Origin of the sequence: Qipengyuania vulgaris, from assembly GCF_009827325.1 — a bacterium.
Classification (GTDB): Bacteria; Pseudomonadota; Alphaproteobacteria; order Sphingomonadales; family Sphingomonadaceae; genus Qipengyuania; species Qipengyuania vulgaris.
The window spans coordinates 227,062-238,570 of the sequence record NZ_WTYC01000005.1 but is presented as its reverse complement, the minus strand read 5'-3'; the positions used below and the strand labels follow the sequence as shown (position 1 = coordinate 238,570).

The following is an 11,509-nucleotide window of genomic DNA, read 5'->3' as shown; positions in this document are numbered from 1 at the left end:
AAAAGGACGCGCGCAAATCTCTGAATCGGCGAGCGAAAGATGGCTAACCATGCTCTCTGCCTTCGCCGGGTAAAACCGTTGTATCTCCGTTGTTTATCGCCTATTGCACCCCGCGCAGATGGACATGTTCACTTCCGAAGAGACTCTCTGGCCCCAAGGTAACGCGCCTTCGCCGCAATTTTGCGACGAGGACGAGCGGCTGAGTGTGCTCGCCGCCTATGGCACGCAAGGTCTCCTCGACGATCCCGAACTGGAGCAGCTCGTTACCTTCGCGGCAGATTTCTGCCGGACCCCGGTCTCCACGGTCACGGTGGTCGAGAAGGCGCGCCAGCGCTTTCTTGCCCGGGTCGGCCTAGATGCCAGCGAAACCCCCCGCTCGACGAGCTTTTGCGCCCATGCGATGCTGGAAGCGCAGCCGCTGATCGTATGCGATGCCATGCAGGACCAGCGCTTCGCAGACAACCCGCTGGTCACCGGCGATCCGAAGGTCCGGTTTTATGCCGGCTTCCCGCTCGTGTCCGAGGAAGGCGCACCGCTCGGCGCTCTGTGCGTGATCGATACCGAACCGCGGCCGGAAGGACTTACCGAACTTCAGCACCAGGGAATGACGGTGCTGGCGGCGGCGGTCATGCGCCGCTTCGGCCAGAGGCGGGCAAGCGAAGCAGCGAGGAGCGAAATCGCCCTGCGCGAAGCGCGGCTCCGGAGGATGATCGATTCCGTCCCCGGCATCGCATGGTCGGGAGACGATCAGGGCAACCTCGATTACGTCAACGCGCGCTGGCACGAGGTTACCGGCGCGGCCGTTCCGCTCAGCGCCTCGGACTGGGCCGATCTGGTCCACCCGGACGAGCGCGAGAACAGCTTGGCGCGCTGGATAGCCGCAATGAAGGAAGGCAAGGCGCACGAGGACGAAATTCGGCTGCTTCACAAGGATGGCGAGTATCGCTGGGTGCTCAGCCGGGCCTTGCCTGTGGACGAGGCAGACGGCGGTAAGCGCTGGTTCGGCACGGTCATCGATATCGACGACGCGCATCGCCTCTCCGAAGCGCGCGACCTGCTTGCCAACGAACTGGCGCACCGCATCAAGAACATTTTCGCCGTCGTGACCGGGCTGATCGCCCTGCATGCCCGCGGAAAGCCTGAAGTGAAACCCTTTGCAGACGAGCTGAATGCCGCGATCCGCGCACTTAGCACGGCACATGATTATGTCCGCGCCGACGACGCCCGCGGAGTGGACGATCTCAAGGGCTTGCTGGAAGACCTTCTTGCGCCATACGACGGTGCGAAGGGTGAACGCGTGGCGATCACTGGTGACGAAGTCAGGGTCGGGTCGCGCGCGGCAACACCGTTGGCGCTGATCTTTCACGAGCTTGCGACCAATGCCGCAAAGTACGGAGCCTTCGCCCATCATGACGGTAAGGTCTCGATCGAGATCCGCCAGCCATGCGACGGTGAGGACAGGGTATGCGTCGCATGGCGAGAGTCCTCGGTTCACAGCAAGGGAAAGCCCGAACAGGAGGCCGAGGGCTTCGGTTCGCGGCTGCTGAGGATGGCAATCGAAGGACAATTGGGCGGCCGGTTCACGCGGGCCTATTCCGACGACGGGCTCGATGTCGAGATTTCAGTGCCGGTCTCGTCGCTGAGCGGCTGAAGCTGCACTCGCCAATCCGCGTTCGTTTTCCTATGCTTCGGCTCATTCGACCGGATGGAGGGAAGTTTGCGCGTTTTCTTTAGTATTTCGACTATCTTGGCGCTGGGTCTGGGCGCGTGCACGCAGCCAGAGGACGCACCCGTCTCCCAAGAAGAATCGATGCTGGAGGAGGCGGGCGAGGAAGCAGAGAAAGAACCTGCTCCTGAAGGCTTTGCGGAGACCGCGTGGCGTGTAGCCGCGGAAAACGGCGCGCGCTACGCAACCTATTTCGATGTCGAGGGGCGCTATCGCGATTTGCGGAACGGCGATCTCTGGCAGGAAGGGGACTGGACCTATTCCGATGGCCCCAGCGGCAAACAGTTATGCATGACCCCCGATGACGAGAACGGCGTTGAAACCTGCTGGCAGCCCGGAAGCGTTGATGACGACACGATGTTTGCGACCGGGCCCGGGGACCGCCGGATCGAGCTGACGCGCGTGAACTATCAGGCACCGGAGCCGACGGAAGGTGACGAAGAAGAGTGAGGGGCTCGGAAGGCCCCGCGCTCGCATTCGAAAACGTCGCGAAATCCTATGGCGGGACACGTGCGGTCCAAGGGGTATCTGTGCAGATCGAGCCGGGCCAGTTCGTTGCGCTTGTCGGGGCAAGCGGTTCGGGCAAGTCAACGCTGCTCAAGACCGTCAACCGGCTGGTAGAGCCCAGCGCGGGACGCGTGCTGTTCGAAGGCGAGGACGTTGCCGGTCTCCCGCTGGCAGCCCTGCGGCGGCGGATCGGATATGTCTTCCAGTCGATCGGGCTGTTCCCGCATATGACGGTCGCCGAGAATATCGGGATCGGGCCGAGGCTGGCAGGCCAGAAGATCGGCACGTCGCGCGTATCCGAGCTGCTCGAACTGGTGGAACTGGATGCGGAGATGGCCCGGCGGATGCCCGAGGCGCTTTCGGGCGGACAGCGTCAACGTGTCGGCGTGGCGCGTGCGCTGGCCGGAGATCCTCACCTGCTATTGATGGACGAACCTTTCGGCGCGCTGGACCCCGTCACGCGGGACTCGCTTGGCGAGCGGGTACGCGGCCTTCACCAGGAATTCGGCCTGACGACCGTCATGGTCACGCACGACATGGCCGAAGCCCTGCTGCTGGCAGATCGCGTGCTGGTGATGGACGAGGGGCAAATCGTCGCGGACGAGCATCCGCAGGCGCTTGTAGCGGGTGGCGGCGGAGAGATAGCGCAGGCCCTTGTCGCGGTGCCCCGGCACCAGGCCGAACGACTGGCGGAGCTGTCGCGGTGAACGGGCTGTGGGGCGCATTGATGGGTCTTGGCGACCAGCTGGCCGCCCATGTCCTGCTGTCGGCCGCTGCCATCGCACTGGGGATCATGGTCGCACTGCCCTTGGCTATCTGGGCGAGCCGGTCGGATAAAGTGGCCCGCATTTCGCTTGCCTTCGCCAGCCTCGTCCAGACGATCCCGGCCCTCGCCTTGCTCGCGCTGTTCTTTCCGATCCTGCTGTCGCTGCGATCGGTGTTCGGAGAAGGTCTGCCGACGCTCGGCTTCCTGCCTGCACTGCTCGCCCTGGCGCTCTATGCGCTGCTGCCGATCCTGCGCAATGCCGTGACCGCGCAGGCCAATCTCGATCCGGGTGTCGTCGAAGCGGCGCATGGCGTCGGGATGGGATTTCGCCAGCGCCTGTGGCTGGTCGAAGCACCCCTGTCCGCCCCCTATATCATGGCAGGTATTCGTACGGCAGCGGTCTGGACCATCGGGGCTGCAACGCTTGCGACGACTATCGGACAGAAGAGCCTGGGCGATCCGATTTTCGCCGGACTGCAGACGCAGAACTGGGCGCTGGTCCTTGCCGGATGCATCGCCAGTGCTGGTCTGGCGCTGTTGGCAGACACCATTCTCGGAACGATCGAACGCGGGTTTCGCGACCGGCGGCGAAGCCTCTGGCTCGGGGGTCTCGTGGCCGTGGCACTGGGCCTTGGCGCGGCCCTGTTTGCGCAATTCGGCGGCGAGGACGAAGACGCTGTCGTGATCGGGGCCAAGGGCTTCTCCGAGCAGTACATTCTGGCGCGTCTCATCGGCCAGCGGCTGGAGGAGGAAGGGTTTGCTGTCGAATATCGCGACGGGCTTGGGTCGGCAGTGGCGCATAGTGCTGCGGCAAGCGGCGAAGTCGATATCTACGTCGACTATACGGGCACGATCTGGGCCAACCAGATGCAACGTGAGGATAATCTGCCGCGCCAAAAGATGTACGAGCAGATTGCCGAGTGGGAGACCGCGAATACCGGAATGCACCTGCTGGGGCGGCTGGGTTTCGAGAATGCATATGGCCTCGCCGTATCACGCGAACGTGCACGGACCTACGGGCTCGCTTCGATCGAGGATCTGGCGCGGGTCGCGCCGCAGCTCACCATCGGCGGCGATCCGGAATTCTTCGAGCGCCCCGAATGGATCGCAGTTCGCGAAGCCTATGGTTTGCGCTTCGCCGAACGCCGCAACTTTTCACCCACTTTCATGTACAACGCCCTTCGGTCGGGAGAAGCGGATGTGATCGGGGCCTATACGTCCGACGGGCGAATCGAGGCGGACAACCTCACCATCCTCGACGATCCGCGCGGTGCATTTCCGAACTATGACGCGGTGCTGCTGCTCAGCCCTTCTGCGGGGCGCAATCAGGGAATCATTGCCGCGCTCGAGCCCCTGATCGGTGCCATAGATGTCGGCGCGATGCGCGAGGCCAACTATTCCGTCGATCGCGAGGACAACAAACTGTCCTTCGAGGAAGCGGCGCGGCAGTTGGCGGAGCGAGCTGGCCTATAGATCAACGAGCGCGTTTCCAGGTCTGGGTCTGGCAAAAGGGACCGAGGCAGCCTTTCACTTCAAGCGTGGCCGCATTCTTCCTGCGAATGATCGAGCGGTACGTCTTGCCGCTTTTCGGGTCGTAGATTTCGCCCCGCCATTCGTCGCCGTCCTCGGTGAAACCTGTCAGTACAGGCATACCCATTAGCTTGCGGCTGCGTAGCTTGGGATTGCGATTGTTGACGTCGCGCTGGTCCGCGCCTTGCGGCGGCGTGACGAGAAATTTCGTGATCCGCCCGCAGAGGGTGTTTCCGCAATCGCCGATGGTGATCACTGCGTCGCGTTCTTCGGTGAGCCATCTGCCTTCGACCGGCTGCGCGGCGAGCAAGGGTGCGGCGGCGATCAGGGCTGCAAAGGCGAGGAAATTCTTCATGTGATGACCCTTCGATCTGCTTCTTGCCAAGGAAATGGCAGCGACAGGATGAACCTCAGCCGAAGCCGGCTCCGCGAGGCGCACCGCGCGGGGTAAGCGCCATGACCTTAAACAATTCGCCCATCTGGTCTGTTCCGACCAGACGATCACGTGCGCGGTCAAGCTCATCGGCGCGATCCGGGGAGCGCTGCGCAAGCGCCTGCGCGCGAAGAGCAATCCCCATGGCGTTCAGCCAAGCACCCTGTGTGGCGCTATCGACGGCGAGACCCGCTCGCTTTGCCATGTGCCCAAGCGTCGCAAAATCGACCAGCGCGGTCAGGTCCATCTCGCCCGGCGCATCGAACACGCCCACTTTTTCATGTGCGCGGACGGCCTGCAACGTCTCGCCGGTCTGCGGCACAAGATAGCCGTAGTCGATGAACAGTGCTGCGCCGCCCTGAATGTCGATCCGGCGGGCAATCTCTTCGACCGTGGCGGCGGCGGCGGGACAGGTTTCGATCACCGTCCCCACGGGATGGCTGCGATGATGTTCCGGCACGGCATCGTCCATCGGGCTGCGCCCGGCGGCGAAGACGAAGCGATCGTCTTCGAGTGCGACCATTCGCTCGCGCCAGCCCCGCTCGGTCATGACAAGCTGCCGGATCGGCAGTGCATCGAGAAATTCATTCGCAACGATGTAGAGCGGTCTGTCTTCGGGGAGGGTATCGATACTGTCGTGGAACTGTGCCTGGCCTAGCGTGTTGGCCTGCAGTTTCCGCAGCGCCCCGGACCCCTCGACGAGATGGACCGGGGGAGCCATCCCTTGGCTGGTCATTGCCCTCAGGGCGTCGCGCGCCAGCGTTCCGCGGCCGGGACCCAGCTCGACATAGGCGGCATCGGGCCGACCCGACCGGTTCCAGAGATCGGCCAGCCACAGCCCCACCATTTCCCCGAACATCTGGCTGATCTCGGGCGCAGTAGTGAAATCGCCAGCGCTGCCCAGCGGATCGCGAGCGGAATAATAGCGCGCATTGCTTTCGCCCATGTAACGCGACACGGGCATGGGCCCGTGCCGCTCTATCAACCGGCGGAAGGTGGCGGCTAGGTCAGTCGCGATCCCTGCCTCGTTCATGCCGCCTGGGGTTTGGACGACACGCTCTTTCCGCCAACCGGTGGCTGGATCAGCGCATAGATCATCACGGCCACGCCGACCGCAATCATGGGCAGGCTTAGCCACTGGCCTTGGCTGAGGCCTGTTTCGGCCACGCGGTAGGCAAGATGGGCGTCGGGCTCGCGGAAAAATTCGTTCACGAAGCGGCCGGCTCCCATTCCGATGGTGAACAGCCCGACCAGCAGGCCCGCACGGTAGCGTGCCCGGGTGGTCCAGAAGAGCGCGATCAGCAGCACGCCGAGCAGCAATCCTTCGAGCCCCGCCTGATAGAGCTGGCTCGGGTGGCGGGCGATTTCACCACCTCCCGGAAATACCATCGCCCACGCGAGATCGCCTTCGACGGGCCGTCCGTAAAGTTCGCCATTGATGAAATTGGCGATCCGGCCAAGCATGTAACCGATCGGGACATTGACCGCGATGTAATCGCATACGCGCAGCCAGTTCAGCGCGCCGCGCCAGGCAACCCAGCTGATCGCGACGAGCACGCCGATCACTCCGCCATGGAAGCTCATTCCGCCGTTCCAGAGCTGGAACAGTTCGACTCCGCCGAAGAGGTCGGGCTGGTAGAACGCGGCATAGCCCAATCGGCCGCCAACGATTACGCCCAGTGTGCAGTAGAAGAACAGATCGTCGGCATGGCGCTGCGCCATCGGCGCGCCGGGCGATTTGATCATCTTCGACAAATGCCAGTAGGCGAACAGTATCGCAAACAGATAGGCCAGCGAGTAATAGCGCAGCTGGAAGCTGCCGATCTCGAACAGATAGGGGCGCAGGCCCAGCTCCGCCCACTGGATCGGTTCGGATGCAGCCGCAGTCGCAGCCAGTAGTGACAGCAAGGTCTTATCCCCTTAGAGAATGCCGAAAGCCGCATCGCGCGACCCGTCTCGGGGGCGGCTTTTGGCATAGCAGGCCTTTTGGGGAAAGCCTGTCTCGCACTGTTCCGAGCCAATGGCGGGAACGGGGCGATTTTGCCCGCGCTCGTCAATGGAGAGGACCAGACACGAATATGCCGACCGATCTCGACAAGGATATCCATCGCTTCACCGCCGCCGTGACTGCACCCGGCCAGATGTTCGAAACCACCCCCATCGAGCGCCGCGGCGTGGAGATGCCCGCTTTCAAGAATGCGCCCCCCAGCCTGGCGCATTATTTCGCGCATTTCGCCAACGAGAAGAAGGACGACCTCTTCATCGTCGACGGCGACCTGCGGCTGACCTTCGGACAGGTTTACGGCGCCGCTGCATGCGTTGCGCACGGCCTGGTCACGAAGCACGGATTGAAGAAGGGAGACCGCGTCGGCATCGCGGCGCGCAATTCGGTCAACTGGATCCTGGCTTACATGGGCACGCTGATGGCGGGCGGCTGCGCTACTCTGCTGAACGGCTGGTGGACCGGCGATGAAATGGCCTACGGCATCGACCTGTGCGAATGTTCGCTGGTGCTTGCCGATCCGCAGCGCGCCAAGCGCATGGAGGGCCACGGCATCAAGTCGAAAGTCGTCGTGTTCGATCATGGCGCGCCCTCGGAAGGGCTTGCCCCGATCTGGGCGGAAGGCGACACCGCGATGCAGATGCTGGGCCAGATCGGCCCTGATGATCTCGCCACCATACTCTATACTTCCGGATCGACCGGCAATCCCAAGGGTGCCTATTCCGATCATCTCGGTGTCGTCTCCGGCACCATGAACTATGTCGCGCAGACCGCGATGATCCTCCAGATACTGACCGAGCGCGGCGAGGCACCGACCGTTCAGCCGAGCGCGCTGGTGGCAGTGCCATTGTTCCATGTTACCGGAGAAGTGCCCCTGTTTCTCCAGAGTTTCGCGCTGGGGCGCAAGCTGGTGCTCATGCCCAAATGGGATGCGCGCGAGGCATTGAGGCTGCTCGACGAAGAGAAGATCACCTATTTCGTCGGCGTTCCCCTGATGAGCTATGAAATGGCGACCCACCCTGAACGCGACCAGTTCGACCTGTCGCAGTGCAAGAGCTTTGCCGCAGGCGGCGCCCCGCGTCCGCCCGAACATGTCACCAAGATCAAGGAGGCCTTCCCCAACGGTTTCCCGCTGCTCGGCTATGGCCTTACCGAAACCAACGCGGTCGGCTGCGGCAATCTCAACGAGAATTACATGGCGAAGCCCGGTTCGACCGGGATGCCTTCCAAGCCACTGGTCGACATGGCCATCCTCGACGATGACGGCAACAAGCTGGGCAAAGGGGAAGTGGGAGAGGTCTGCATCCGGTCCGTCGCCAACTTCCTCGGATACTGGAAGAACGACAAGGCGACCGACGCAGCCTATACCAAGGATGCCTATTTCCGCACGGGCGATCTGGGTTATCTCGATGACGACGATTACCTTTTCATCGTCGACCGCAAGAAGGACATCATCATCCGCGGCGGCGAGAATATCTCCTGTATCGAAGTGGAGGAAGCGATCTACGCGCATCCGGCAGTTGCGGAATGCAGCGTGTTCGGAGTCCCCGACGAACGGTTCGGTGAAATTCCCGCGGCGGTCTATTTCACGCATGAGGGCAAGGATCTGAGCCCCGAAGAGCTGCAGGATTTCCTGCGCGAGCATATCGCGGCCTTCAAGGTGCCTGCCCATGTCTGGCATTCGAGTGACCACCTGCCCCGCCTCGGCACGCAAAAGGTCGACAAGCGCAGCGTGAAATCCACCTACGCCCAGAGCATCACCGCCACTTGACCGAACCAGTGATCACCGACCAGCGCGCGATCTTCGACCGGCGCGAAATTGCTTCCCGGATCGAAGCGCTGGTCGAGGAGTATGGAGACGCATCCCGCCAGCCGGTGGTCGAGTTGCTGAAACAGGCGCTCGACCGGGGGCGCGGCGAAATGGAGCGGCGCCTGGAAGCGCATCCTTCGGCCGGCCATGCGGTGGCTGGCGGCTACTCCTTTCTCGTCGACCAGCTTGTTCGCGTAATCCACGAATACGTCACGCAGCACACCTATCCCAACCCCAATCGCAGCGCGGGCGAACGGCTCGCGGTCATGGCTGTGGGCGGATATGGCCGCAGCGAAATGGCGCCATACTCCGATGTGGACATCGCCTTCCTCGTGGGGGAACGGCGGAACGCTTGGTGCGAGCAGGTGGTCGAAGCCATTCTCTATCTGATGTGGGATCTCGGTCTCAAGATCGGCCATTCCACCCGTACTCTCGACGAAGCGATCCGGCTGGCGAAGGACGACCTCACCATCCGTACAGCATTGCTCGAGGGGCGCTATGTCTGGGGCGATCGCTCACTCTACGATGAAGGCGAGCAGCGCTACACGAGCGAAGTCGTCAGAGGCAGCGAGCAGGCGTTTCTGACTCAGAAACTGGAAGAGCGAAACGCGCGTCACAAACGCATGGGCGACAGCCGCTATGTCGTCGAACCCAATGTGAAGGACGGTAAGGGCGGCCTGCGCGATTTGCAGACGCTCTACTGGATCGGGAAGTTCATTCACCGCGTCTCCAGCGCCTCGGAACTCGTCGATGCCGGCCTGATGACGGATGCGGAGTATCGCAGCTTCCGCCGGGCGGAGCGTTTCCTGCTTGCCGTCCGGTGCCACATGCATATCCTCACCGGGCGTACCGAGGACCGGTTGACCTTCGATCTCCAACGGCAAGTGGCCGAGCGCATGAATTACGCCGACCGCCCCGGGAAGAGCGCGGTCGAACGGTTCATGCAGTTCTATTTCATGCAGGCGAAACGCGTGGGTAGCCTGACGGGTGTGTTTCTCGCCCATATCGAGGACGACCTCGCCCAGCGATCGGCTCGAAAGGGGTTCTTCGCCGGGTTCAAGCCCAAGCCGCGCATGGTGAAGGGTTGCCGGGTATTCGGAGGGCGTATCGCCGCGCCTTCGGACGACTGGTTTGCCAAGGACCCCGTGCGGCTGATCGAGATATTCCAGATTGCGGAAGCCGAAGGTCTCGAAATTCACCCCGAGACGATGCGGCAGGCGAACCGCGACTCCAAATTGATCGATCAGGCGGTGCGCGAAGACCCGCGCGCCAACGCCATTTTCCTCGACCTGCTATGCGGGCGGAACGATCCCGAAATGGTCCTGCGCTGGATGAACGAGGCAGGCGTTTTCGGCCGCTTCGTGCCGGATTTCGGCAGGGTCAATGCGCAGATGCAGTTCGATATGTATCACCATTATACGGTGGATGAACACACCATCCGCGCGATCGGCCTGCTCAACAAGATCGAGAAGGGCGAACTCAAGCATGATCACCCGCGTGCTTCGCGGCTGATCCACAAGGTAGGCTCGCGCCGGGTCGCCTATGTTGCGGCCCTGCTGCACGATATCGCCAAGGGGCGCGGCGGCGATCATTCGGTACTGGGCGCTGAGGTGGCTGAGGAATTGTGCCCCCGTTTCGGCTTGTCGGAGAGCGAGACCGAACTCGTGGCCTGGCTGGTACTGAACCACTTGCTGATGAGCCACACTGCCCAGAAACGCGATCTCACCGATCCCAAGACGATCGAGGATTATGTAGCGCAGGTGCAGAGCATCGAGCGTCTGCGCCACCTCGCCATCCTCACGGCGGTCGACATTCGGGCAGTCGGACCGGGCACATGGAACAGCTGGAAGGGCCAACTGCTCGGCGAACTCTACGATGCGTCATCGGAAAGGCTCCGGCTCGGTCACATGCGGCAAGGTCGCAAGGAGAAGGTTGCCGCGAAGAAGGCGCAGGTCGCCGACGTGCTGGAAGAAAAAGCCGCTCTCGTGGAAGAGTTCGGCACGGTGCTCGACGATGCCTACTGGATTGCGGAGCCAGTCGATATCGTTGCTCTCAACCTCGTGCATTATGCCGACGCGCGCGCGCAGGAACACCAGCTATCGGTGCACTGCGAATTCTACGATGCGCGCGGCGCGACCCTGGTGACCGTGATCGCTGCCGACCATCCGGGGCTCTTTTACCGGATCGCTGGCGGCATCCACCTTGCCGGCGGCAACATCATCGATGCGCGCATTCACACCACGCGATCCGGCTGGGCGCTCGACAATTTCCTCGTGCAGGATCCGCATGGCGCACCGTTTCGCGAAGAACAGCAGCTGGAGCGCCTGAAGAAAAGCATTGCCGATGCGCTTGCCAACCGGATCGACCTGACTCCCAGGCTGGCTCAAAGACCATTGCCGCACAGCAGGTCGAAGGCTTTCGATGTGAGCCCGCGCGTGCTGTTCGACAACAAGGCTTCGAACCGGTTCACCGTGATAGAGGTCAATGCCCGCGACCGACCGGCGCTGCTCAACCGCCTCGCCCGCGTGCTGTTTGAAAGCCGGCTGGTCGTTCATTCGGCCCATATCACGAACTACGGCGAGCGTGCGGTCGATACCTTCTACGTCACGGATCTGACGGGCGATAAACTGGCCGAGGGCGAGCGCCGGAACCGGCTCGAAGCGCGCCTTGCAGAGGCGGCAGGTGATGCAATGCAGGCACGGTTGGAAGACGCGTAGCATACGTTTGCAGGAAGA

At 62.6% G+C, this 11,509-nt stretch carries 9 protein-coding genes; 6 read left to right on the top strand and 3 right to left on the bottom strand.

The features are described 5' to 3' along the window. Window positions 1–124 precede the first annotated feature (124 nt). The 4 genes from GRI69_RS11395 (at window position 125) to GRI69_RS11380 (ending at window position 4,472) form a co-directional block, all read left to right on the top strand. On the top strand, window positions 125–1,651 hold the full coding sequence (locus tag GRI69_RS11395; protein WP_160728397.1) for a sensor histidine kinase: 1,527 nt from the start codon (window positions 125–127) through the stop codon (window positions 1,649–1,651). A 66-nt stretch (window positions 1,652–1,717) separates the two neighbouring features. Next, window positions 1,718–2,176, top strand: coding sequence for a hypothetical protein (locus GRI69_RS11390; protein ID WP_160728396.1), 459 nt, complete (start codon window positions 1,718–1,720; stop codon window positions 2,174–2,176). Beyond that, window positions 2,173–2,940, top strand: coding sequence for an ATP-binding cassette domain-containing protein (locus tag GRI69_RS11385; RefSeq protein ID WP_160728395.1), 768 nt, complete (start codon window positions 2,173–2,175; stop codon window positions 2,938–2,940). Before GRI69_RS11390 ends, GRI69_RS11385 begins: the two co-directional genes overlap by 4 nt. Continuing rightward, on the top strand, window positions 2,937–4,472 hold the full coding sequence (locus tag GRI69_RS11380) for a glycine betaine ABC transporter substrate-binding protein (protein ID WP_160728394.1): 1,536 nt from the start codon (window positions 2,937–2,939) through the stop codon (window positions 4,470–4,472). Before GRI69_RS11385 ends, GRI69_RS11380 begins: the two co-directional genes overlap by 4 nt. 1 nt (window position 4,473) lies before the next feature. On the opposite strand, the gene GRI69_RS11375 is transcribed toward GRI69_RS11380, so the two are convergent. From GRI69_RS11375 to lgt, 3 genes are read right to left on the bottom strand one after another with little or no spacing between them, the layout of a single operon-like run. Further along, a complete protein-coding gene (locus GRI69_RS11375; protein WP_160728393.1) occupies window positions 4,474–4,884 on the bottom strand; it encodes a DUF2147 domain-containing protein in 411 nt (136 codons plus the stop codon). A gap of 55 nt (window positions 4,885–4,939) precedes the next feature. Then, window positions 4,940–5,995, bottom strand: coding sequence for a class I SAM-dependent methyltransferase (locus tag GRI69_RS11370; RefSeq protein WP_237453068.1), 1,056 nt, complete (start codon window positions 5,993–5,995; stop codon window positions 4,940–4,942). Next, window positions 5,992–6,870: a prolipoprotein diacylglyceryl transferase gene (lgt, locus tag GRI69_RS11365; protein WP_160728392.1), complete on the bottom strand. Its 879-nt coding sequence runs from the start codon at window positions 6,868–6,870 to the stop codon at window positions 5,992–5,994. Before lgt ends, GRI69_RS11370 begins: the two co-directional genes overlap by 4 nt. A gap of 170 nt (window positions 6,871–7,040) precedes the next feature. Here lgt and GRI69_RS11360 point away from each other — a divergent pair, with 170 nt between their 5' ends. Both GRI69_RS11360 and GRI69_RS11355 read left to right on the top strand, forming a co-directional pair. Further along, window positions 7,041–8,735 carry a class I adenylate-forming enzyme family protein gene (locus tag GRI69_RS11360; RefSeq protein WP_160728391.1) on the top strand — a complete coding sequence of 565 codons (1,695 nt, stop codon included), beginning with the start codon at window positions 7,041–7,043 and terminating at the stop codon, window positions 8,733–8,735. Further along, entirely contained in the window at window positions 8,732–11,491 is a 2,760-nt protein-coding gene (locus GRI69_RS11355; RefSeq protein WP_160728390.1) for a [protein-PII] uridylyltransferase, read from the top strand. Before GRI69_RS11360 ends, GRI69_RS11355 begins: the two co-directional genes overlap by 4 nt. Window positions 11,492–11,509: the final 18 nt, after the last annotated feature.

Excerpts from the sequence above, each read along its gene's own strand:
- GRI69_RS11370 (WP_237453068.1), bottom strand. The coding sequence starts at position 5,995 with ATGAACGAGGCAGGGATCGCGACTGACCTAGCCGCCACCTTCCGCCGG.
- GRI69_RS11375 (WP_160728393.1), bottom strand. The coding sequence starts at position 4,884 with ATGAAGAATTTCCTCGCCTTTGCAGCCCTGATCGCCGCCGCACCCTTG.
- GRI69_RS11395 (WP_160728397.1), top strand. The coding sequence starts at position 125 with ATGTTCACTTCCGAAGAGACTCTCTGGCCCCAAGGTAACGCGCCTTCG.
- GRI69_RS11360 (WP_160728391.1), top strand. The coding sequence starts at position 7,041 with ATGCCGACCGATCTCGACAAGGATATCCATCGCTTCACCGCCGCCGTG.